The 22505-nt window shown below is 69.1% G+C and carries 18 protein-coding genes and 2 pseudogenes; 11 read left to right on the top strand and 9 right to left on the bottom strand.

Translation table 11 applies throughout. The annotated features are described in order from the left end of the window. Positions 1-112 precede the first annotated feature (112 nt). The gene (locus KW83_RS07675) at positions 113-1180 is read left to right on the top strand and encodes a PAS domain-containing sensor histidine kinase (RefSeq protein ID WP_036177078.1); all 1068 of its coding nucleotides are present in this window, start codon (positions 113-115) and stop codon (positions 1178-1180) included. A gap of 381 nt (positions 1181-1561) precedes the next feature. Further along, entirely contained in the window at positions 1562-2857 is a 1296-nt protein-coding gene (locus tag KW83_RS07670) for a DEAD/DEAH box helicase (protein WP_036177077.1), read from the top strand. 561 nt (positions 2858-3418) lie between these two features. Here the strand turns inward: KW83_RS07670 and KW83_RS07665 are convergent. The 5 genes from KW83_RS07665 to KW83_RS07645 all read right to left on the bottom strand — a co-directional run bounded on the left by KW83_RS07665 (position 3419) and on the right by KW83_RS07645 (position 8547). Continuing rightward, complete coding sequence (locus KW83_RS07665; protein ID WP_036177076.1) at positions 3419-3724, bottom strand: hypothetical protein; 306 nt, start codon at positions 3722-3724, stop codon at positions 3419-3421. Further along, on the bottom strand, positions 3721-4179 hold the full coding sequence (locus tag KW83_RS07660) for a hypothetical protein (protein WP_152563514.1): 459 nt from the start codon (positions 4177-4179) through the stop codon (positions 3721-3723). Before KW83_RS07660 ends, KW83_RS07665 begins: the two co-directional genes overlap by 4 nt. 584 nt (positions 4180-4763) lie before the next feature. Continuing rightward, positions 4764-6536 carry an IlvD/Edd family dehydratase gene (locus KW83_RS07655; protein WP_036177073.1) on the bottom strand — a complete coding sequence of 591 codons (1773 nt, stop codon included), beginning with the start codon at positions 6534-6536 and terminating at the stop codon, positions 4764-4766. Between the two features lie 141 nt (positions 6537-6677). Further along, positions 6678-7736 (bottom strand): ABC transporter ATP-binding protein, encoded by a 1059-nt coding sequence (locus KW83_RS07650; protein WP_036177071.1) that lies wholly within the window; start codon positions 7734-7736, stop codon positions 6678-6680. Positions 7737-7749: 13 nt separating this feature from the next. Beyond that, a complete protein-coding gene (locus tag KW83_RS07645) occupies positions 7750-8547 on the bottom strand; it encodes an IclR family transcriptional regulator (RefSeq protein ID WP_036177069.1) in 798 nt (265 codons plus the stop codon). Between the two features lie 124 nt (positions 8548-8671). Between KW83_RS07645 and KW83_RS07640 the strand changes: the two genes are divergently transcribed. The 9 genes from KW83_RS07640 to KW83_RS07595 all read left to right on the top strand — a co-directional run bounded on the left by KW83_RS07640 (position 8672) and on the right by KW83_RS07595 (position 18963). Next, positions 8672-9934 carry an ABC transporter substrate-binding protein gene (locus tag KW83_RS07640; protein WP_036177067.1) on the top strand — a complete coding sequence of 421 codons (1263 nt, stop codon included), beginning with the start codon at positions 8672-8674 and terminating at the stop codon, positions 9932-9934. 578 nt (positions 9935-10512) lie between these two features. Then, positions 10513-11433, top strand: coding sequence for a carbohydrate ABC transporter permease (locus tag KW83_RS07630; RefSeq protein ID WP_036177063.1), 921 nt, complete (start codon positions 10513-10515; stop codon positions 11431-11433). Next, entirely contained in the window at positions 11430-11795 is a 366-nt protein-coding gene (locus KW83_RS07625; RefSeq protein WP_036177061.1) for an MmcQ/YjbR family DNA-binding protein, read from the top strand. The genes KW83_RS07630 and KW83_RS07625 overlap by 4 nt, the downstream gene beginning before the upstream one ends. 3 nt (positions 11796-11798) lie before the next feature. Further along, the gene (locus KW83_RS07620; RefSeq protein ID WP_036177059.1) at positions 11799-12647 is read left to right on the top strand and encodes a carbohydrate ABC transporter permease; all 849 of its coding nucleotides are present in this window, start codon (positions 11799-11801) and stop codon (positions 12645-12647) included. Positions 12648-12649: 2 nt separating this feature from the next. Then, on the top strand, positions 12650-14719 hold the full coding sequence (locus tag KW83_RS07615; RefSeq protein ID WP_036177057.1) for an alpha-galactosidase: 2070 nt from the start codon (positions 12650-12652) through the stop codon (positions 14717-14719). Next, positions 14716-15615 carry a 2-dehydro-3-deoxygalactonokinase gene (locus KW83_RS07610; RefSeq protein ID WP_036177055.1) on the top strand — a complete coding sequence of 300 codons (900 nt, stop codon included), beginning with the start codon at positions 14716-14718 and terminating at the stop codon, positions 15613-15615. The genes KW83_RS07615 and KW83_RS07610 overlap by 4 nt, the downstream gene beginning before the upstream one ends. Next, the gene (locus tag KW83_RS07605; RefSeq protein ID WP_036177052.1) at positions 15612-16214 is read left to right on the top strand and encodes a 2-dehydro-3-deoxy-6-phosphogalactonate aldolase; all 603 of its coding nucleotides are present in this window, start codon (positions 15612-15614) and stop codon (positions 16212-16214) included. Before KW83_RS07610 ends, KW83_RS07605 begins: the two co-directional genes overlap by 4 nt. Then, positions 16211-17074 carry an SMP-30/gluconolactonase/LRE family protein gene (locus KW83_RS07600; RefSeq protein ID WP_036177050.1) on the top strand — a complete coding sequence of 288 codons (864 nt, stop codon included), beginning with the start codon at positions 16211-16213 and terminating at the stop codon, positions 17072-17074. The genes KW83_RS07605 and KW83_RS07600 overlap by 4 nt, the downstream gene beginning before the upstream one ends. Further along, entirely contained in the window at positions 17071-18963 is a 1893-nt protein-coding gene (locus KW83_RS07595) for a beta-galactosidase (RefSeq protein WP_036177049.1), read from the top strand. The genes KW83_RS07600 and KW83_RS07595 overlap by 4 nt, the downstream gene beginning before the upstream one ends. Positions 18964-18987: 24 nt before the next feature. Here the strand turns inward: KW83_RS07595 and KW83_RS19770 are convergent. From KW83_RS19770 to KW83_RS07575, 4 genes and pseudogenes are all read right to left on the bottom strand, one after another. After that, positions 18988-19916: pseudogene (locus tag KW83_RS19770) on the bottom strand (IS630 family transposase); the annotation flags it as partial. A 106-nt stretch (positions 19917-20022) separates the two neighbouring features. Further along, a pseudogene (locus tag KW83_RS07585) lies at positions 20023-20220 on the bottom strand (IS481 family transposase); the annotation flags it as partial. A gap of 309 nt (positions 20221-20529) precedes the next feature. Beyond that, positions 20530-21450 (bottom strand): IS110 family RNA-guided transposase, encoded by a 921-nt coding sequence (locus KW83_RS07580; RefSeq protein ID WP_081904510.1) that lies wholly within the window; start codon positions 21448-21450, stop codon positions 20530-20532. 60 nt (positions 21451-21510) lie between these two features. After that, positions 21511-22443: an IS5 family transposase gene (locus KW83_RS07575; protein ID WP_036177047.1), complete on the bottom strand. Its 933-nt coding sequence runs from the start codon at positions 22441-22443 to the stop codon at positions 21511-21513. Between the last annotated feature and the right edge of the window lie 62 nt (positions 22444-22505).

Genomic DNA, 22505 nt, shown 5'->3' with positions numbered 1-22505 from the left:
CCGCCGGCGATCGCCGCCCCCCCCGATGCGCTATTGTCTCGGCCCGGACCGGCCCCTACCCTGAAACCGATTTTTTCCCGGGGTTTGCGGATGACGCGTTGCGGATCGACTTATGGCTGACCCCGGTTCCCCGCAGTCCGAGACCTGGCGCCTGTCCCCGGACCTGCTGGGCGTCCTGGACGGCGAGGGCCGCTTCGTCGACGCCAACCCCGCGTGGCAGGCGACGCTCGGCTGGAGCGAAGCCGAGATCCGCGACAGGACGTTCCGCGACTTCCTGCACCCCGACGACATGGAGCGGAGCACGGAGGTCTTCGACGCGCTGAAGCGGGGCACGCCGGTCGTCTATTTCGAGAACCGGTACCGGTGCAACGACGGGTCTTACCGCTGGCTGTCCTGGGTCGCGGTCCAGGAAGGCGAACACTTCTATTGCACCGCGCGCGATGTGACCCGCGTAAAGGAGCGGGAAACCAGCCTGCAGACCTATGAGGACGAGGCTCTGCTGAGAGAGCAACTGATCGCCATCCTGGGCCATGACCTGCGCAATCCCCTGGCGGCGATCAACGCGGCGGTCCGCATGGCGTCCCGGGAGAACAACGGCGAAACCACCTCCAACATGTTGACCGCGATCAGGGACAGTTCCGCCCGGATGCACGGACTGATCGAGACGATCATGGATTTCGCAAGGGCCAGACTCGGCGGCGGGATCCCGGTCGCCATGACCGAGGTTCACGACCTGGCCGAGCGTTTCGAGAAGGTCATCACCGAAATTCGTCTGGCGCATCCCGACAGGGCGATCGCGTTCCGCTACGCATTCGACGGCCCGCTCCGCTGCGATCCCGGCCGACTGGAGCAGGTGCTGTCCAACTTGATCGCGAATGCGATAACCCACGGCAGTTCGAACCGCACGATTCGCGTGTCCGTGCTCAAGGACCGGGGCGCCTTCGTGATGTCCGTGCACAACCACGGAACGCCCATACCGGACGCCGTGCGTCCCCGGCTGTTCCAGGCGTTCTCCCGAACGAGCGACGACAATTCGCTCCAGGGACTCGGTCTGGGGCTGTTCATCTCCGACCAGATCGCCAAGGCCCACGGCGGCCGGATGACCGTGAAATCGGACGCCTCCGGAACCGAGTTTTCCCTTGTCATCGACCTGGACGGAACCGCCACCCGCCCGGGCTGAGCCGGCGGCGCCGGGCCGCGGCGCGGCGCCGTCGCCGGGGGGCGGCGACGCCTGCGCCATGGACGGGCATCGCACAGCCGCACCCCCGGGGCGACGGCCCTTGACAGCCGGCCCCGTTCTGCCGATATGCCCCCTGAAGTCGCCGCGTCCCTGCCGCGTGAGCAGTCGGGCCATCGGGCCCTGTCAGGACCGGCGCAGAGTTTCCCAGATCACGCGGGGGAGCAGACGCGATGTCGGCGTCGGGACAATGCGGTCCCGCAGTCAGCTCGTCGCGGGATCCGCCCCGTCGCACCGGCATCGCCGGTCCGGCCCGCCATGTCGGCGGTTCGCGGGCGGAACGCATGCGTCGCGGCAACCGTGCCGCGCACAGGGAAAACACCGATGGATTTCGACATGCTGGGCCTCGCGCCCGCCCTTCTCGACCGCCTGAAAGAGGCCGGTCTCGACACGCCCACCCCGATCCAGGCCAAGGCCATCCCCCACGCGCTCCAGGGGCGCGATGTCATGGGGCTGGCGCAGACGGGAACCGGCAAGACCATCGCCTTCGGCCTGCCGATGCTGCAGACGCTGGTCGCCCAGCCCGGCCGTCCGGCGGCCCGCACCGCCCGCGCGCTGGTCCTCGCCCCCACGCGCGAGCTTGCCAACCAGATCGCCGAAAGCCTGCGCCCCCTCGCCGGCGGATCGAAGCTGGGCATCACCGTGGTCACCGGGGGCGTGTCCGCCAACCGGCAGATCAACCGCCTGGAACGCGGCGTCGATGTGCTCATCGCCACGCCTGGCCGCCTCATCGATCTGATCGAGCAGCGTGCCCTGACCCTCGCGGACACCGGCATCCTGGTGCTGGACGAGGCCGACCAGATGCTCGACATGGGTTTCATCCACGCGCTGCGGAAGATCGCCCGGTTCCTGCCCGCAGAGCGCCAGACGATGCTCTTCTCGGCCACCATGTCCAAGGACATGAACGAGATCGCGCAGACCTTCCTCACCTCCCCCATCCGGGTCGAGGCCGCCCCCCCGGGCAAGCCCGCCGACAAGGTGGAGCAGGAGGTCCGCTTCCTGCCCAAGGAGGACAAGGTCGCCCATCTGGCGGAACTGATGGCCGCCCACCGCGGTGAGCGCGCGCTGGTCTTTACCCGCACCAAGCACGGCGCCGACCGGCTCATGCGACAGCTCGACCGGGCCGGTTTCCCCGGCGCGGCACTCCACGGCAACCGCAGCCAGAACCAGCGTGACCGCGCGCTCAAGGCTTTCGTGGACGGCAACATCATGGTCCTGGTGGCCACCGACGTGGCCGCCCGCGGCATCGACATTCCGGAGGTGGAATTCGTCTACAACTACGAGCTGCCCAACATCCCGGAAACCTACGTCCACCGCATCGGGCGCACCGCGCGGGCCGGGCGTGACGGCCGCGCCGTGGCCTTCTGCGCGCCGGATGAGCTGGAGTTCCTGCACGACATCCAGAAGATGCTGGGCCGCAAGCTGCCGGTCACGCTGGAAGCCTCCTGGTCCGACGCCCCCCCGCCCCCCGCGGCCAAGCCGAAGCGGCGCGGCGGCGGCGGCGGTCGCCCCGGCGGCCGCGGCCCCGGCGGGGCCGGCGGCGCAAAGGGCAAGCCGGCCAACAGCGCGGCCAAGCCCGGCGGAAGCAATCGCCGCCGCCGCACCTCCGGCACCCGCTGACCGGACCCGGGGGCCGGGGCCGCATCGCGCCCCTCGGCCCCGCCGGCCGGTCCGCACGCCCCGGAGCGCCGCGCCAGGGGGCGCCTCACTCGCGCCCCCGCCAGAGCTCTCCGGTCCGCACGCCCCGGAGCGCCGCGCCAGGGGGCGCCCCCGGTCGCGCGCCCGCCACAGCCCCCCGGTCTGCCCGCCCCGTCGCGCACCGCCCGCACGGCCAATTCCGCTCACCCCAGCCGCGGACACCCGTCACCGTCCGACCGGCTCTGACATGCCGTCCCGTCACGGCCGTCCTCTGTCACACCCTCCCCGTCGCGCGCCGCCCGCACGGCCAGTTCCGCTCACCCCAGCCGCGGACACCCGTCACCGTCCGACCGGCTCTGACATGCCGTCCCGTCACGGCCGTCCTCTGTCACACCCTCCCCGTCGCGCGCCGCCCGGCACGGCCGTTTCCGGTCAACCGCCGCCGCAGACCCCCGTCGTCGCCCGTGCCGGCAGGCCGCTACCGACACGCCGCCCCCGTCATGTCCCCTCGTGTGTGCTTTCACTTGTTTCTGTCACCCCGTTTCACTGGTTTTCCACCGGAAGAGGGCGGACTACCGGCGCGGTTCCGGGATGGTCCGCTGATCCGGACGGGCGTTCGCGGCCAGGGCGGTTGATCCACCGGTCCTGGATGGCGCTCTGGCCGACGCGGCAGTGCAGCGGGAAGGTCTCGGCGACGGCCTGCGCGGGCTCCGGATCGGTCATGGGGTCGATCCGCGCCAGCAGGAAGGCGCGCAGTTCGGGGTCCGTGTCGATCCGGCGCGGACGACCGGAGCGGTATTCGCCGGTCGTTTCAGGCGGTGCGAACGGGGTGTTCGGCAGGGCGTTCACCCGACCGCGCAGATGCCACGCGCGGGGAAAATCAAAGGCATCGACGAAGCACGCGCGATCGCGTCGGTCTCGGGGCCGAAGTCGGTGGTGGCGGCGACGACAGAGCCCGTGTCCCGGTCGACCGTGACCGGGTGACGGATCGGAACATCCGGAACGCGATTGGCATGCCGCCCGTTCGCCAGGATGGTTTGCCCGCCGGTCGAAAGAACGCGGTTTCTCCCAGCGAACGCCTTGTCCTTGTGCAGAAAATCCCGACACGGCCGGGCCGGAAAGTCGATCCGGTTGCAGAGCCGGCGGCTGGGCGCATCGGCGATCTCCATGATCCTTCGGAGCGGCACATCGCTGACCGGGAGCCGCAGGATTTCACCGGTCTCCCTGGTCTGATCCTGCCGGCGCTTTCGCGATCCGATGGAAAAGGTTTTTCCTGCAGCGCGTGCACCGATACCGCGGATCACCCTTGGGGCGCGCGAAGGGCCGAGTTCATCTGGGTGAGCGGCACAGGGTGGCTGGAACACGCTGAATTCGGGACATGATCCCGTTTTGGCTCCCTATTCGGACGCCTGAGGCGGGAATAATCTTCCACCATGGCGACGTCGGACGTCCACCGCGAACCCTGTCCGCAGACGTTGCAGATATAGGCCCGATGTTCGCCGGACCCCTTGATCCTATCGCGGGCGCGTTCCCGGCGCGCCTCGTGCGGGATCGGAGGCAACGAGAACGAGGCGCAGAGCGCATTGCGACAGACGTTGACGGCGAAGGGTCCGACCGTGCGCGGCACCAACGCCGTGCCGATCGAGGCGCCCGGAGAATTCTTCGAGCGGTCTTCCGCTGTCTGAACGTTTCGTTCCCGCCCTGACATAAGGCATACCGATGCCTTGCAGGACGCGAGTTTCAACACTCACTGTTCGCCAACCACAGCAACCAGAACGTCGGGGGCCGCGCCCCCTTTCACCGCCGTCTCGGCCCCGGGGCGTTCCCGTGGCGCGCCCGGCCCGATCCGGCGCCGCTGGCCGGCCCTGCGCGCCGCCCGTTGCCCGGCTCAGTGGTTGTCGCGCGGCAGGGTGGCGCGGATGCGCTGATAGGCGGTGGCCAGTTCCAGGCAGCCGCCCTCGCCCAGCTGGCCCACATGGCTGCGGTAGATCTCTTCCCAGGGCGTCTGGCTGACCAGCTTCGGCGGGGTCCAGTCCGCGCGCCGCGCCGCCCACTCGGCTTCGTCCACCAGCGCGTCGAGCCGGCCGGCACCGATGTCGAGCCGCACCCGGTCGCCCGACTTCAACAGCGCCAGCCCGCCGCCCACCGCCGCCTCCGGCGAGGCGTTCAGGATCGACGGGCTTTCCGACGTGCCCGACTGCCGCCCGTCGCCCACGGTCGGCAGATGCATCAGGCCGCCCTTCAGGATCCGGTCGGGCGGCTGCATGTTCACCACCTCGGCGGAGCCGGGATAGCCCACGCAGCCGACCCCCCGGATGAACAGGATCGTGGTCTCGTCGATGTCCAGACCGGCCTCGTTGATCCGCGCGTGGTAATCCTCGGGGCCCTCGAAGACCACCGCCGTTGCCTCGTAGACGCCGCCCTCCATGAACCGGGTCCGGAAATCGGCTGAGATCACGCTGGTCTTCATCAGCGCCGAATCGAACAGGTTGCCGGACAGGACCAGGAAGCCCGCGTTCTCGCGCAGCGGATCGTCATAGGGCCGGATCACGTCCGGATCGGTTGACCCGCGCCCCTCCACGTTCTCGCGCACGGTCCGCCCGGTCGCGGTCATGCAGCCCTCGTGCAGGCGGCCGGCGCGGCGCAGCTCCTCCATGATCGCGGGCACGCCGCCCGCGCGGTGAAAGCTCTCGCCCAGATAGACGCCGGCCGGCTGCATGTTCAGCAGCAAGGGCACGTCGAAGCCCACCGTCTGCCAGTCCCGGGTCGTCAGCTCCACGCCCGCGTGGCGCGCCAGCGCCACCAGATGCGGCGGCGCGTTGGTGGACCCGCCGATGGCGGAATTCACCACGATGGCGTTCTCGAACGCCTCCCGCGTCAGGATGTCGGAGGGCTTGAGGTCCTCGAACGCCATCTCGACGATGCGCCGGCCGGTGGCATAGGCCGCCTCCAGCCGCTCGCGGAACGGCGCGGGGATCGCGGACTGGCCCGGCAGGGTCATGCCCAGCGCCTCGGCCAGGGCGTTCATGGTGCTGGCCGTGCCCATGGTGTTGCAATGGCCCATGGAGGGGGCGGAGGCGCAGGCCCGGTCCATGAACTCGTCGTAGTCGATCCGGCCCTCCGCCAGCAGCCGGCGGCCTTCCCAGATCACCCCGCCGGAGCCCACGCGCTTGCCCTTCCACCAGCCGTCCAGCATCGGTCCGCCGTTCAGCCCGATGGCCGGGATGTCCATGGTCGCCGCCCCCATCAGCAGCGCCGGCGTGGTCTTGTCGCAGCCGGTCGTCAGCACCACCGCGTCGATGGGATAGCCGTGCAGCACCTCGACCAGCCCCAGATAGGTCAGGTTGCGGTCGAGCGCCGCGGTGGGCCGCTTGCCGGTCTCCTGGATCGGGTGGACGGGAAACTCCATCGGGATGCCGCCCGCGTCGCGGATCCCGGCCTTGATCCGGTCCATCAGGAACACGTGGATCTTGTTGCACGGCGCCAGGTCCGATCCGGTGTTGGCGATGCCGATGACCGGCCGCTCGGACTGCAGCTCCTCGCGGATGAAGCTCTGGTTCTGGTAGCGCTCCAGGTAGAGCGCGGTCATGCCCGGATTGTTGGGGTTGTCGAACCACTCCTGAGAGCGGAAGCGGCGGTTGGCGCGGGTGTCGTGGGCCATGTCGGTCTCCTGCACAGGCTCTCGTATCGTTCTAGCGCGGGCCGGCCGGGGCCACAGGCGGGTGCGGCGCAACGCCCCGCACGTCGGTCCCGAACCGCGCCGGCGACCGGCCGCCGCGGGGATGGGGGCGGGACCGGTCCGTCAGCGGATCCGCAGCCCGCTTTCGGCGTCGAACACCATCACCCTGCCCGCATCGAAGGTCAGCCCGACGCGGTCGCCGTCCGAAGAGCGCGTGTCGCCGCGCTCTTCCACCACCAGCCGCTCGCCGCCTTTCGTTTCGAGATAGGCGTAGCTGACCCCGCCCAGCGCCTCGGTCAGGGTGACGGTCATGCCGGAGGCGGCGCGGTCGGTCTCCAGATGCTCGGGGCGCAGCCCGATCACCACCTTCGTGCCCTCGCCGGGATGGCGCACCGGCACCTCCAGCACCCGGTCCAGCGCCGGGACGCGGAACCCGCCGGCCACCGCCTCGGCCTCCAGGAAGTTCATCGACGGGGATCCGATGAACCCGGCGACGAAGCGGTTGTCGGGATCGCGGTAAAGCTCCAGCGGCGCGCCGACCTGCTCGATCCGCCCGTCCTTCAGCACCACGATCTTGTCGGCGAGCGTCATCGCCTCGACCTGGTCGTGGGTGACGTAGATCATCGTCGCGTCGAACTCCTTGTGGAGCCGCGCGATCTCCACCCGCATCTCCACGCGCAGCTCCGCGTCCAGGTTCGACAGCGGCTCGTCGAACAGGAACACGTCGGGCTCGCGCACCACCGCGCGGCCGATGGCGACGCGCTGGCGCTGGCCGCCCGAAAGTGCGGCGGGCTTGCGTTTCAGCAGCGGGTCGAGCTGCAGCACCGTTGCCGCCGCGCCGACCTTGCGCTTGATCTCGGCCTTGTCGTGGCCGGTCATGCGCAGGCCGAAGCCCATGTTCTCCTCGACCGTCATGTGCGGGTAGAGCGCGTAGGTCTGGAACACCATCGCCACGCCGCGCTCGGCCGGATCCTCGCGCGTCACATCGCGGTCGCCGATCTCGATCCGCCCCTCGCTGGTTTCCTCCAGCCCGGCGATCATGCGCAGCAGCGTGGACTTGCCGCAGCCCGACGGGCCCACGAACACCACGAACTCCCCGTCCCGCACCTCCAGGTCGATGCCGTGGATCACCTGGGTCGCGCCGTATCTCTTGATCGCGCCGGTCAAGCTCACGCCCGCCATGCCGTTCTCCTCCTCACCCTCGTTCCGCGATGCGCATCTCGGCGCGCTCGGGGAACCGCCAGGCCTGCGCGTCCTCCCCGATGGCGCGCGCCGTGCGCCGCACGTCCTCGCCATGTCCCGCCAGCCCGTCCAGACCGTCCCGCCCCAGGGCGGATGTCACCGACACCGCCCCCAGCACCCGCCCGCCCCGGCTCAGGATCGGCGCGGCCACGCAGACGATGCCGGGCTCATGCTCCTCGCGGTCCCAGGCGACGCCCTCGGCGCGGATCCGCTCCAGATCGGCCCCGAGCGCCGCCGCGTCCAGCGTCGCCGGGGTGAAGGCATGAAACGACTGCTGCGCCAGCACCGCCTCGGCCTCGCGCGGGGGCAGGAACGCCAGCATCGCCTTGCCCACCCCGGTGCAATAGGCCGGACCGATCCGCCCGGAGGCAGAGAACATCTCGACCCCCGCGCGCGGGCTGACCTTGTCCACATAGAGCACCTGCCCGCCGTCGAGCTGCGCCAGATGCACCACCTGCCCGGTCCGCGCCGCCAGCGCGTCCACATGCGGCCGCGCCACCGGCGCCAGCGACGCCGTGGCCCAGGCGGCATGCGCCAGCCGCACCAGCCGCATCCCCAGCCCGTATTGCCCGGTGTCGGGATCGTGCGACAGCAGCCCCTGGCTGGTGAGAACCTGCAGCAACCGGTAGAGCGTGGCCTTGGGATAGCGCCCCTCTGCCAGCAGCTCGGAGAACCGCACCGGCCGGCCGTAGGCGGCCACGCGGTCCAGCACGTCCAGCGCCTTGCCTACGGTGCCGTCCCGTGCAGCCATGTCCGGACCCCTCTGCCTGCCGACCCGCGCCGGCACGTCGGTTGTTGACAAGCTATGCGGGTCGTCTATCGTTTTCAACAATCAAAACCAAGTTTCGTAAAATGGAACCGTAAGGGAGGAACTCATGGGATCCAGCTTCAAGGCAGGGGTCGCGCTGGTCGCGCTCGTCGCCGCGTCCGCCGCCGCCGCAGAACAGCACGAACCGGCCCTGTCCGGCACGCTGCGGATCTTCTCGGACATGTCGAACCCCGCGCCGCGCGCCGTGATCGAGGGGCTGGCGCGGGAATTCGACCAGATGCACGACGGCCTCACCGTCGATCTGACCGTCATCGACCGAGAGGCCTACAAGACGCAGATCCGCAACTTCCTGTCGGCCAACCCGCCCGACGTGGCCAACTGGTACGCCGGCAACCGCATGGCGCCCTATGTGGACGCGGGGCTGTTCATGGACATCAGCGACGTGTGGGAGGGCGATCTGTCCGACCAGCTGGCCTCGACCAAGGCGGCGATGACCATGGACGGCAAGCAATGGGGCGTGCCCTACACCTACTATCAGTGGGGCGTGTACTACCGCGCCGACATCTACGAAGAGAACGGGATCGAACCCGCCGACGACTGGGACACCTTCAAGTCCAACTGCCAGACCCTTCTGGACGCGGGCGTGAAGTGCTTCACCATCGGCACCAAGTTCCTTTGGACCGCCGCGGGCTGGTTCGACTACATCAACATGCGCACCAACGGCTACGACTTCCACATGGCCCTCACCAACGGTGAGGTGGAATGGACCGACGACCGCGTGCGCCAGACCTTCGCCAACTGGCGCGAGCTGATCGACATGGGCGCCTATATCGACGACCACACCGCCTATTCGTGGCAGGAGGCGCTGCCGTTCATGCTGAACGGCGACGCGGCGGCCTATCTGATGGGCAACTTCGCGGTGGCCCCGATGCGCGAAGGCGGGCTGACGGACGCGCAGCTGGGCTACAACCAGTTTCCCGCCATCAACCCGGAGGTGGAGCTGGCAGAGGACGCGCCGACCGACACGTTCCACATTCCCTCCGGCGCGACCAACCCGGAGGCCGCCAAGGCGTTCCTGCGCTACGTGACCTCGCCGGAGGTGCAGACCCGGATCAACCAACCCGACGCGCTGGGACAGCTGCCGGTGAATTCCGAAAGCTCGGTCGCGGACGACAAGTTCCTCAAGGCCGGGTTCGAAACGCTGTCGTCGAACAGCCCCGGGGGCATCGCGCAATTCTTCGACCGCGACGCACCGGCAGAGATGGCCAAGGTCGCCATGGAAGGGTTCCAGCGCTTCATGGTGCGCCCGGACGATCTCGACATGGTGCTCGACCAGCTCGAAAAGGCCCGCCAGCGCATCTACGAGTGACCCACTGGCCCGGCGCGCACCGCCGCGCCGGGCCCTTCCCCGCCGGAGCGTGCCATGGCCCTGTCCCTTCCCAACGACCGCACCGCCCTCCGCCGGCCGCCGGTCGCCGTCCCGGGCGCGGCAGGCACCGGCACCCGCCGGACCGCAGGCGCCCCGATGCGCCGCGACCCGCCCCCCGGCGCCATCGCGGCGCGCACCCGCGCCACGGCCCGCAGCGCACCACCCGCGCCCGGCCCCGCCGCCCGCCGCACCGGCGCGGCCCCGTGCCGCCGGCACCCCGCCCCGGCGGGAACGGCGGACGGCGCCGTCCTGCGGCACGGCGCCTTCGGCCCCGCGCGACAGGGCGACGGCCCGCGGCCGGATCGGGCCACGGCGGTCCCGCAGGCACGCCGCCGCCTGCACCCGGCGGCCCGCGCCGCCGCCCGCCCCGACATTCCGGACGCGCCCGGCCCGGGCCTGCTCCGGCGCCGCGGCCGGGTTAACCGCACCCTTCCCCGGCGCGCGCAGGCTCCTACAGGACTCCGACAGGAGTCGCACGGGCATCCGACCCGCGTCGGACCCCCATCGGAGGCGGCCCCATGACCACCGCGACGCTCCCCCAGTCCCGCGTCCGCCGTTCCTGGTGGCACCGCAACCAGATCGCCGTCACCCCCTGGCTGTTCCTGGCGCCCGGCATCCTGTTCTTCGCCGTCTACGTGATCCTGCCGATCTTCCAGTCGGTCGGCATCTCCTTCACCCAATGGGACGGGCTCGGCGCGCCAGAGCCCGTGGGCCTCGCGAATTACCGGGAACTCTGGGACGATCCGGCCTTCTACACGTCGCTCCGCAACAACGTGATCTGGCTGCTCCTCTACCTTCTGGCGATCCCGGCGGGGCTGTTCATCGCGCTCTTCCTCAACCAGACCGTGACCGGCATCCGGATCTACAAGTCCTTGTTCTTCTTTCCCTTCGTGATCTCGCAGGTGGTCGTCGGACTGGTCTTCACCTGGTTCTACGACCCCGCCTTCGGCCTTTTGAACATCATGCTGGGCTGGATCGGGCTGGGGCCGATCAACGTCCTGGGCGACCCGGCCTATGTCACCTACGGCATCATTCTGGCCGGTCTCTGGCCGCAGACGGCCTATTGCATGATCCTCTATCTCACGGGTCTGAACGCCGTGAACCCGGAGTTGATCGAGGCCGGACGCCTGGACAACGCCAAGGGCTGGCGGATGCTGCGCCACGTGGTCCTGCCGCAGCTGCGCCCGGCCACGTTCATCGCCTTCGTGGTGACCATCATCGGCGCGCTGCGGTCCTTCGACCTGATCTCGATCATGACCAACGGCGGCCCTTTCGGGGAAAGCCGGGTGCTCAGCTTCTACATGTTCGAGGTCGCGCTGTCGGAATACGGGTTCCGCATGGGCTATGGCGCGGCCATCGCCGTGGTCCTGTTCCTTATCATGTTGTGTTTCATAGCCTATTTCCTGTGGTCCATGTGGCGTGAGGAGCAGGGGCGATGACGCGGGCCGAGTTCGACACGCTCTGCGCCGCGCATCCGGGCGCGGTGCTGTCGGGACCCGGAGAGCTCGACGCCTGGAAGATCGGCGGCAAGATGTTCGCCTGTTTCGGTCATGGCGGCGCGCGCGCCGGCAACGACGACCATGCCGTGGTCCGGTGTCCGGATATCGACATGGCGCGGATGCTGATCGAGGTGGGCGCGGCCGGCAAACCCGCCTATTTCCGCGGCGCCTGGGTCAGGCTCGATCTGCCGTCTCTCGACACGGACGAGGCCGCGCACCGCATCGCGCAATCCTATCGCACCATCCGGGCCGGATTGACGAAAAAGGCGCAAGCCGCCCTGCCCCCCGTTCAGGAACTTTGAGCCATGTTTCCCACTCCTGTCGAGAAACGGCCCCGCGCGACGCAACTGACCTACCAGACGTTCTTGCCGCTCGCCCTCATCCTGTGGCTCCTGCCGCTGATCGCGGTGGCGATCTTCTCGATCAAGCCGGGGGCGGATTTCACCAACGCCAACTACTGGGGCTGGCCGTCCTCTTTCGAAGGTTTCTCCAACTACGGCAAGGTGTTCTTCGAGAGCCAGATGCCGCGCTATATGCTGAACTCGGTGCTCATCACCGTGCCCACGGTGATCGGCGCCGTGGCCTTGTCGGCCATGACCGGCTTCGCGCTGGGGATCTACCGGTTCCGCGCGAACCTGTGGATCTTCTTCATGTTCGTCGCGGGAAACTTCGTGCCGTTCCAGATCCTCATGGTGCCCGTGCGCGACCTGACGCTGGAGCTTGGCCTCTACAACACCAAGAGGGGCCTCGTGCTCTTTCACATCGCCTTCCAGACAGGGTTCTGCACGCTCTTCATGCGCAACTTCATCCGCCAGCTCCCGCGTGAGCTGTTCGAGGCCGCCCGCGTCGAGGGCATCGCAGAATGGCGGATCTTCTGGTACATCGTCCTGCCGCTCATGAAACCCGCCCTGGCCGCCCTGTCGGTGCTGGTCTTCACCTTCATCTGGAACGACTATTTCTGGGCCGTGGTCCTGACCCAGGGCGCGGAGAGCCAGCCGGTGACCGCCGGGATCACGTCCTTCAACGCCCAGTACCGCGCGGCCTATCACCTGATGAGCGCGGGCAGCATCGTTGCCGCACTTCCCCCCGTGGCGATGTTCTTCCTGATGCAGCGCCATTTCATCGCCGGGCTGACCCTCGGGGCCGTCAAGTAGCCATGCGCACATTTCGCCTGGATACGAAGACGCAATGTCTGGTGATCGCCATGCCGGACAGCGGCATGGCCGAGGTGGTGCACTGGGGCGCGCCCCTGCCCTGGGACGAAGACCTGTCGGCCCTGGCCCGTGCGGCCGCGCCGGACCTGGGCGGCGGATCCCTGGACCTCGTCGCGCCGCTGTCGATCTGCCCCGAGGCATCGCGGGGCTTTCCCGGCCAGCCGGGACTGGCGCTGTCGGATGCCTCCGGCCCGCTGTCGCCGCGGTTCCATCTTGAGACGGCCGAGCAGGGCGACGGGCTGACCCTGCGCCTGACGGACGCCGCGCTGGGCCTGGACTACACCGCCCGGTTCGCGGCCTTCGACGATGTGATCGTGGCCGAGGCGACGCTGGAAAGCGCCGCGCCGATCCGCTGCCACTGGCTTTCCGCTCCGGTCGTGCCGGCGCCGCAGATGTCGGACGCCATCCAGGACTGGCACGGGACATGGATCCGCGAATTCCACCGGCAGTCCACCCCATGGACCCACGGCGCACGCCTGCGCGAAGCCCGCACCGGGCGGTCGGGCCATGAGCACCCGCCGATGGCGCTGGTCCGCTCTCACGGCGCCACGCGCCACGCGGGAGAGATCCACGCGCTGCACCTCGCCTGGTCCGGCGGGCACCGTTTCCTGGCCGAAGAACTGCCGGACGGTCGGCGTCAGCTGCAGATGGGCCGCGCCCGGGACGCCCACGCGGCACCCGGAACCCGGTTCGGCTCGGCGCCCCTGATCCTGGCCTATTCCGCCACCGGAGAGGCCGGCATCGCCCGCGCCCACCAGCGCTACCTGCGCGACCGGGTGGTGGCCTGGCCGGATCCCGCCCGACCCCGCCCGGTGCACTACAACTGCTGGGAAGCGATCTATTTCGACCATTCGCTGGACACACTGGCCGATATCGCAGAGCGCGTCGCCGCCCTTGGGGCGGAGCGGTTCGTGCTGGATGACGGCTGGTTCGGACAGCGGGACGACGACACCACCAGCCTAGGCGACTGGACCGTGGACCGCCGCAAGTGGCCCGACGGGCTGGCGCCGCTGATCGACCGGGTGCAGGGCTTGGGGATGACCTTCGGGCTGTGGGTGGAGCCGGAGATGGTGAACCGCGACAGCGACCTCTTCCGCGCCCATCCCGACTGGGTCCTGGGGCCCGACGACCAGGTGCCGGGTCGCCGGCAGTTCGTGCTGGACCTCGCCCGCGGCGATGTCCGCGACCATCTCTTCGCCGTGCTGGACGGCCTGCTGACCGCGCATGCCATCGACTACCTGAAATGGGACCACAACCGCGTCCTGCCGGTGGTCGATGCCGCCCAGACGGAAGGGGTGTACGACCTGCTCGACCGCCTGCGCGCCGCCCATCCCGCCGTCGAGATCGAAAGCTGCGCCAGCGGCGGCGGGCGCATCGACGCCGGCATCCTGGCCCGCACCCACAGGGTCTGGCTCTCCGACAGCAACGACGCGATCGAACGGCTGCGGATGCAGCATGAGGCCGCGCTGGTCCTGCCCCCTGCGGTCACCGGCTCCCATGTGGGGCCGCGGACCTGCCATTCCTCCGGCCGGGTCCTGCCGATGGCGTTTCGCGCCTGGGTCGCCGCCCAGCGCCACATGGGGTTCGAGATGGACCCGCGCGAACTGACCGGGGACGAGTCGGCGGCCCTGACCCGTATCACCGCCTGGTGGAAGGCCACGCGCGACTGGCGCCTGGGTGGCGATACGCTGCCGCTGGACAGCGCGGACCCGGCGATCACGTCGGAGATCCAGATCGCCCGCGACGGCAGCCGTTTCGTGCTCTTCGTCGGGCGCCACGCGACCTCTGCCCAGGCGCTTCCGCGCCCGCAGCGCGCGGCCGGTCTGGAGCCGGCCGCGCGCTACCGCCTGACCCTGGCCAACCCCGAGGACCGCCCGCCGCAGAGCCGCGGCACGCCGGCGTTGCTGGACGGTCCGGTCACGCTGTCGGGCACGGCGCTGATGGCGCAGGGCATCCAGCTGCCGTGGTCGTGGCCCGCGACCATGTGGGTGATCGAGGGAGAGCGGCTGTGACCGCGCCCGCGTGGATCGCCGTGGACTGGGGCACGTCCAACGTGCGGGCCTGGGCCATGGACCGGGGCGGGTCGGTGCTGGCAGAGGCGGCCTCGGACCTGGGGATGGGATCGCTGGCGCCGGACGCGTTCGAGCGGGCGTTCCTGGACCTGGTCGCCGGCTGGACCCTGCCCGACCACGTGACGGTCGTGGCCTGCGGCATGGTCGGCGCGCGGCAGGGCTGGTCGGAAGCGGCCTATGTTGGGGTTCCCTGCCGGCCGCTCACGGGCGGGTTCGCCCGGGCGGCCGCATCCGACCCGCGGCTCGACATCCGGATCGTGCCGGGCCTGTCACAGGCCGCGCCGCCCGACATCATGCGCGGCGAAGAGACCCAGATCGCCGGGTTCCTGGCCATCAACCCCGGCTTTGACGGCGTGATCGCCCTTCCCGGCAGCCATACCAAGTGGGTCCAGGTCTCCGCCGGTGAGGTGGTGTCGTTCCAGACCGCGATGACCGGAGAGCTCTTCGCCGCCATCGCCCGCCACACGGTCCTGCGCCACAGCCTGTCGGACGGCTGGGACGACGCGGCTTTCGACGGCGCCGCGTCGGACGGGCTGTCGCGCCCCGAGGCCACCGCCGCGCGCCTGTTCCAGATCCGCGCCGCGGCGCTTCTGGACGGGCTGGCGCCCGCCGCCGCCCGGGCGCGGCTGTCGGGGCTGCTCATCGGCGCGGAACTCGCCCATGCCCGCGCCTATTGGTTGGGGACGGAGGTTGCGCTGGTCGGCGCGCCCGCACTTTGCGCCCTTTACGCCCGGGCGCTGGAGTCGCAGGGCGCGCGGCCCCTGCGCACCCGCGCCGACGCCTGCACCCTGGCCGGCCTCAAGGCCGCCCGTGCCCTGCTGGAGACCGCACCATGAGAGAGATCATCGCCATCCTGCGCGGCATCGACCCCGAAGAAGCCCTGCCGATCTGCGCCACGCTGATCGAGGCCGGGATCACCCGGATCGAGGTGCCGCTGAACTCGCCCTCGCCCTTCGCCTCGATCGAGGCGATGGCCCGCACCCATGGCGACGCGGCACGGATCGGCGCCGGCACCGTGCTGACCGCAGAGGACGTGGCCCGCGTGCGCGACGCCGGCGGGCGGATGGTGGTATCGCCGAATTTCGATCCGGATGTCGTCGCGGCGACACTAGCCGCCGGGCTGGAGAGCTATCCCGGCGTGCTCACCCCGTCAGAGTGCTTCGCCGCCCTGAAGGCCGGGGCCACCGCGCTCAAGGTGTTCCCGGCCTTTCAGATGGGGGTCGACGGGCTCACCGCGCTCCGGGCGGTGCTGCCGACCGACGCGCGGCTCTACATGGTCGGCGGCGTGGGTCCGGACGCGTTCCGCGACTGGGTCGCGGCGGGTGCCGCGGGCTTCGGCATCGGCTCTTCGCTCTACAAGCCCGGCGACCACCCGCGGGACGTTGCCCCCCGCGCCGCGGATCTGGCCGCAGCCCATGACCGGGTGCTGGGATGACCGGGGTCGAGATCCACGACACCACCCGCTGCCTGCTGGGCGAAGGCGCGCTGTGGCACCCGGAGCGGCAGCAGCTCTTCTGGTGCGACATCCTGTCGAACCGGGTGCTGGCGCGGGAGGACGGCAAGCTCAGGGACTGGACCTTCGACACCCAAGTGTCCTGCCTGGGGTGGGTGGACTACGACCGACTTCTCGTCGCCTCGGCGCGCGCGCTGCTGCTGCTGGACCTGGCCACCGGGCGGCACGAGGCCCTGTGCGACCTGGAACGCGACCGGCCCGACACCCGTTCGAACGACGGGCGCGCGGATCCGTTCGGCGGTTTCTGGGTGGGCACGATGGGACTGGCCAAGACCGCCGGCGCCGGCGCGATCTACCGCTACTACAAGGGCCAGTTGCGCCGGATCGTGGCGGAGGTGTCGATCCCCAACGCGATCTGCTTCGCCCCCGACGGGAGCACGGCCTATTACACCGATACGCCCCAGCAGACGATCCAGCGCCTGCGGCTGGACGGGGACGGCTGGCCCGTGGGAGAGGCCGCCATCGCCGTGGACCTGCGCGGCAGCGACCATCTGGCCGACGGCGCGATCTGCGACGCGGAGGGCACGATCTGGACCGCGCAATGGGGCAGCGGGCGGGTCGCAGGCTATACGCCCATGGGGGATTTCGCAGCCGCGGTGGACCTGCCCGCGCGCCAGGTGACCTGCCCGGCGCTGGGCGGCGCGGATCTCTCCACGCTCTACTGCACCTCGGCCACCGTCGGCCTGCCGGAGGAGGTTCTGACCGCCGAAAGCGGCCACGGGCGCACCTTCCGCGTCGGCGGGATGGCCAGGGGGCAGAGGGAGCACCGGGTCTCGCCATGACGCCGCGCACATTGGGCACCTGCTACTATCCCGAACACTGGCCCGAAGCGATCTGGGCCGAGGACGCGCGGCGCATGGCCCGGACCGGCCTGACCTGGGTCCGGATCGGCGAATTCGCCTGGACCCGGATAGAGCCCGCGCCCGGCGAACTTCACTGGGACTGGCTCGACCGCGCGATAGGGGTGCTGGCCGACGCGGGGCTGAAGGTGATCCTGGGCACGCCCACCGCCACGCCGCCGCGCTGGATGCTGGACCGCCACCCCGACATGCTGGCCGTGGACGCCGAGGGGCGCACGCGCGGTTTCGGCTCACGCCGGCATTACTGCTTCAGCCATGACGGCTACCTGGACGAGTGCCGCCGCATCGTCACACTGCTGGGCGACCGCTACGGCCGCGACGCGCGGATCGCGGCCTGGCAGACCGACAACGAATACGGCTGCCACGACACGGTGATCAGCTACTCGGATGCCGCGCGGAACGGGTTCCGGCGCTGGTGCGCGGACCGCTACGGCTCTGTCGCGGCGCTGAACAGGGCCTGGGGCAACGTGTTCTGGTCCATGGACTACGGCAGTTTCGACCAGATCGGCCTGCCCCATCTCACCGTGACCGAGCCGAACCCCGCCCATGCCATGGCGTTCCGGCGGTATTCGTCCGACATGGTGGTGCGGTTCAACCGCGCCCAGACCGAAATCCTGCGCGCGGCGACGGACGCGCCGCTCCTGCACAACTACATGGGCCGGGAACTGGCCTTCGACCATTTCGCGGTCGGACGCGATCTGGACATCGCCTCCTGGGACAGCTATCCGATCGGCTTCCTGTCCGACCGCACCCCGGCGAGTGCCGCGCGAAAGGCGCGTTTCCTGCGTCAGGGCGACCCTGACATGCAGGCGTTCCACCATGACCTCTACCGCGGCGTCGGTCGCGGGCGGATGTGGGTGATGGAGCAGCAGCCCGGTCCGGTGAACTGGGCGCCCCACAACCCCGCCCCCCTGCCCGGCATGGCGCGGCTCTGGGCCTGGGAGGCCTTCGCCCACGGCGCGGAGGTCGTCGCCTATTTCCGCTGGCGTCAGGCGCCGTTCGGACAGGAACAGCACCACGCAGGCCTGCTGCGTCCCGACAGCGCCCCGGCCCCAGCCCTGACCGAGGCCGCGCAAGTGGCCAGCGAACTGACCGAGCTGCCGACCGCCGGCTGCGCCAGGGGGGACGTGGCGCTGATCGTCGACTACGCCTCTGCATGGGCTTGGGAGACGCAGCCCCAGGGCCGCGATTTCGACTATTTCGAATTGGCGTTCGAGATGTACCGGGGGCTGCGCGCCCTCGGCCTGAACATCGACATCCTGCCGCCCGACGGGGATGCGTCCGGCTACGGGCTGGTGGTCGCGCCCGGGATCGCGACCCTGCCGGACGGGTTCGCGGCACGGCTCGACGGGCTGGCGCTGCTGGGCCCGCGCACCAACGCGCGCGACACGGAGATGGCCACCCCGGTGCCGCTGCCGCCCGCCCTGGCCGGGCTCGACGCGCGCGTGACCATGGTCGAAAGCCTGCCGCCCGGCGCGGACAGACCGCTGGCCCCGGGCGGAAACTTCACCCGATGGGTCGAGGATCTGGAGGGCGATGCCGACACCGTGGAACGGCGATCCGACGGCGCCGCGGCCATCCTGCGGGCCGGGCGGGTGCTCTACATGGGCGGCTGGCCGGATGAGACCGCGCGCGACCGGATCCTGGGCGGGCTCTGCCGGGAGGCGGGCATCGGAACGCGGCGTCTGCCGGACGGGCTGCGCCTGCGCGACACCGAAACCCATCGGTTCTGGTTCAACTACGCGCCGGAACCGGTCACCGTGGACGGCGCGACGATCCCCGCCGCCGGGGTCCTGTGGGTGCCGCACTAGAGCATGATGAGATAAGCTTGAAGCGTATCCAGTATTGGCGAGGTAGTTCGCGCACTCCTGTGGGCTGAAGCGGTCGAGCAGTGTCCCGATCCTGCGCCACGTTGCCTCCATTGTGCGCTCGGCTGCGTTGCGGAGCATGTGTTTGAGCTTCGAGAAGACCTGTTCAATCGGGTTCAGGTCGGGGCTGTAGGGCGGCAGAAAAAGTAGATGCGCTTTCGCGTTACGGATCGCCTGCCGCACGGCTTGCCCTTTGTGGCTGCCCAGATTGTCCATAACCACCACATCGCCCGGGCGCAGGGTTGGGACGAGCACGTGCGCGACATAAGCCCGGAACGCTTCGCCGTTGACGGGACCGTCCAAAACAAAGGGCGCGTCGATCCGATCATGACGCAGCGCTGCGATAAAGGTCATGGTGCGCCAGTGACCATGCGGGGCCCGCCCGATCAGGCGTTCACCTCTGGGAGCCCAGCCGCGCAGCGGGGCCATGTTGGTCTTGGCCCAGGTTTCATCAATGAACACGAGACGACGGGGGTCGATCCGGCCCTGGTGCCGCTTCCAGCGCACACGGCGGCGGCTCACGTCGGGGCGGTTCTGCTCCTCGGCGAGTTGGGTCTTTTTTTGAACGAGTAGCCCGTGCGGCGCACGAAGGCCCAGACGGTGCGGTAGTCGACCTTGAGCCCGCGCTCGGCCAGTTCCACCACCAGTCCGCGCAGTGTGAACGGCTCCGTTATCCGCTCCAGAAGCCACGCCTCATGCCCGCCTGCAATCTTGCGTGGCGGGTGGCCGCCTGTCCCTGCCGGAGCGCAACTCCCGGTCGCACGCAAACGCTGCGACCACTTCACAACACTGGACGGAGCCACATCCAGGGCCGCTGCGACCTGACGCACGCTCTCGCCCCCCAACAGCCGCGCCATTGCCCTCTCTCGAAGGTCCATTGAAAGTGCTCTACCCACTACTCGCCCTCCATCTTGTGGTCGGCAACAGTGAATCACCAAAATGCAGGCCTGTGAATCCTCTATCGATTCAGGCTGATTTCATCCCGCTCTAGGGGCACCTCAGGGCAGGGGTCAGCGTCGTCTGCAGCCTGTGCGCGGTGTGGCTGTGGTCGTGAACGCCATCCCGCTTGCGCCACTTCCAGACCGTCTGTTCGGAGATGCTGTAGCGCTCCGCAACCATCCACGCCGGCTCATCGCTCGCCTGCATCGCAGCTCTGATCCTGGGTGTCGTCGTCGCCTGCTTGTGAAGAGAGATCAGCATGATCGTCCCCCATCCCGAACCTCACGCAGAAACGACCTTGCCATGAAGAGCGCAGACCGGCGAGAGTCTATGTGATCGTCCGGGACTGAACATTCAGGCTTCTTTGCGTGCTTGATGCCTTGGGGGGGCGTCGGCGGACAGGATGGGTTGGGAAGGATCGGATGGCCGAGCTCTGCCGCGCGATCTACATGGCGCCGGGCCGTGGCGTCGCAACCAACGATACGGGCTCATCCGACCCTCGCACCCTCCCGGGCGCTTTCTCCCGCCGGAACGGCGGAACCGGGTGTCTATGTTACGTCATCGGCCTCCTCAGACTGCTTCTGTCGTCACGCAGGTTGGGGATGTGTCCGACCAACGGAAGTCGGTTCCGTCGACCCACATGCGATGCAGCACGACGGCAAGCTTGCGCGCGAGCGCGACTTTTGCGGCTTTCAGGCTGCGGCGTTTGGCGATCCGCATTGCCCAGGCCCTGAGCGACGACCATCGGCCGTGATGCAGTAGAACGTGGGCGGCCTGATAGAGGGCGGTGCGGACCATTTCGTCCCCGCATCGGCTGATCCGGCCATCGTAATCGGTCTGCCCGGAGCTGTACCTGCGTGGTGTAAGGCCGAAGTGAGCACCGACGTCCCGGGACCGCGCAAACCGCTCGGGAGCATCGACGCCTGTCCTGTAGGTCAGCGCGACGATCACCCCCACGCCAGGGACACTCATCAGCCGACGGCAGACCGGGTCTCGCCTGGCAAATTCCCGGCATAGCCTGTCGAGCCGCTCAAACTCCTCGATCATCGCTCGACGGGCCCGGAGCAGCGGTTTCACGATCAAAATTAGGCTCGCRCTGCCGTCGATCAGGTTCAGAACACGTGCCTCAAAGCCCTGTCGGGTCACGATGCCGATCCTCAGCCCGAACACTTTCAACGATCCGCGGATGCAGTTCTCCAGGTCATGCGATTTGCTCATGAGATGGGTGCGGCCGACCAGCAGCATGCGAATGCGCTGCGCCTCGTCACTCTTGACGAAGACATGGCGGAACCAGCCGAGGCGAACAAGCTGGGCGATGCCGCGTGCGTCATTGCGGTCGGTCTTGTTCCGCATCGCGCCCAGTCCGGCCTTCACATGTCGACATTCCATGCAGACGGCCGGCAATCCGGCAGTGCGCAACTCGCTATAGAGCCAGGATCGAGGAAGGTTCCGCCTCGATCTTGCTTTCGAGCGCGACGGTTCCTTCCTCATCGACGAGGCTTTGTTGCGCAAAGACCGTAAATCCCGGACTTCCCCTTTCCCCGGACGCACTTATCCCGCAGGCTCTGTGATGGGTATGCCGAGCGCGGTGTAGCCGTTCAGCACGGCGGCGCGGATCTGAAGTTCGGCGACCTGGCGATCGAAGTCGCGCGCCAGGAGGCTCTGCCCCAGTAGCTTCACGCAATGCATCTTCGTCTCGGCGCGGCTCCGGCGGTGGTATCCGCTCCATTTTCGCCAGATGGCGCGGCCGAGGTATCTCGATGCGCGCAGAGCCTCGTTCCGGGCAATGGCGGCTGGGGTTGATGGCTTCCACGGCTTGGCATTCTTGCGCGGCGGTATGACGGCATGGGCGCCGCGGTCGGCGACGGCGTCATGGCACTTGCGCGTATCGTAGGCTCCGTCAGCGGTGATCGATCCGATCTCCACGCCGGCGGGGATCTGGTTGAGCAACTCGGGCAGCATGGGCGCGTCCCCGACGTTGCTTCCGGTGATCTCGATGGCTCGGATCTCCAGCGTSYGTTCRTCGACGCCGATGTGGATCTTGCGCCATAGACGGCGTTTCGCGCCGCCATGCTTGCGGGCGTTCCACTCGCCTTCACCCTCTGCCTTGATGCCGGTGCTGTCGATCAACAGGTTCAGCGGCCCATCTGAGCCGCGGTAGGGAATAGTCACGGACAAGGTCTTCTGGCGCCGGCTCAGTGTGCTGAAGTCGGGCACCGCCCAGTCGAGGCCGACCAGGCGCAGGAGGCTTTCAATGAACCCGGTCGTCTGTCGGAGCGCCATGCCAAAAAGGACTTTCATCGTCAGGCATGTCTGGATCGCGGCGTCGCTATATAACGGCTGCCGGCCTCGCTTGCCGGTCGGCGGCGGCACCCAGACCATGTCCGGATCGAACCAGATCGTCAGGGAACCACGCTGCTTCAGCGCTTCGTTGTAGGCCGGCCAGTTCTTTGTCTTGTAGCTCGGCGGGATCGGTCTGCTCATGCAGGACAGCTACCACGCTGGATTCACGAGATGAATCCCTCACCCAGTCTTTGCGCAACAAA

It is taken from the genome of Palleronia rufa (genome assembly GCF_000743715.1).
Classification (GTDB): Bacteria; Pseudomonadota; Alphaproteobacteria; order Rhodobacterales; family Rhodobacteraceae; genus Palleronia; species Palleronia rufa.
The sequence above is the reverse complement of the archived record's forward strand: the minus strand, read 5'-3'. Positions and strand labels throughout refer to the sequence as shown.

What these genes read in the sequence shown, in the direction of transcription:
- KW83_RS07675 (WP_036177078.1), top strand. Translation starts at nt 113, where the DNA reads ATGGCTGACCCCGGTTCCCCGCAGTCCGAGACCTGGCGCCTGTCCCCG.
- KW83_RS07645 (WP_036177069.1), bottom strand. Translation starts at nt 8,547, where the DNA reads ATGGCTGCACGGGACGGCACCGTAGGCAAGGCGCTGGACGTGCTGGAC.
- KW83_RS07655 (WP_036177073.1), bottom strand. Translation starts at nt 6,536, where the DNA reads ATGGCCCACGACACCCGCGCCAACCGCCGCTTCCGCTCTCAGGAGTGG.
- KW83_RS07600 (WP_036177050.1), top strand. Translation starts at nt 16,211, where the DNA reads ATGACCGGGGTCGAGATCCACGACACCACCCGCTGCCTGCTGGGCGAA.
- KW83_RS07630 (WP_036177063.1), top strand. Translation starts at nt 10,513, where the DNA reads ATGACCACCGCGACGCTCCCCCAGTCCCGCGTCCGCCGTTCCTGGTGG.
- KW83_RS07670 (WP_036177077.1), top strand. Translation starts at nt 1,562, where the DNA reads ATGGATTTCGACATGCTGGGCCTCGCGCCCGCCCTTCTCGACCGCCTG.
- KW83_RS07620 (WP_036177059.1), top strand. Translation starts at nt 11,799, where the DNA reads ATGTTTCCCACTCCTGTCGAGAAACGGCCCCGCGCGACGCAACTGACC.
- KW83_RS07625 (WP_036177061.1), top strand. Translation starts at nt 11,430, where the DNA reads ATGACGCGGGCCGAGTTCGACACGCTCTGCGCCGCGCATCCGGGCGCG.
- KW83_RS07615 (WP_036177057.1), top strand. Translation starts at nt 12,650, where the DNA reads ATGCGCACATTTCGCCTGGATACGAAGACGCAATGTCTGGTGATCGCC.
- KW83_RS07650 (WP_036177071.1), bottom strand. Translation starts at nt 7,736, where the DNA reads ATGGCGGGCGTGAGCTTGACCGGCGCGATCAAGAGATACGGCGCGACC.
- KW83_RS07595 (WP_036177049.1), top strand. Translation starts at nt 17,071, where the DNA reads ATGACGCCGCGCACATTGGGCACCTGCTACTATCCCGAACACTGGCCC.
- KW83_RS07605 (WP_036177052.1), top strand. Translation starts at nt 15,612, where the DNA reads ATGAGAGAGATCATCGCCATCCTGCGCGGCATCGACCCCGAAGAAGCC.
- KW83_RS07640 (WP_036177067.1), top strand. Translation starts at nt 8,672, where the DNA reads ATGGGATCCAGCTTCAAGGCAGGGGTCGCGCTGGTCGCGCTCGTCGCC.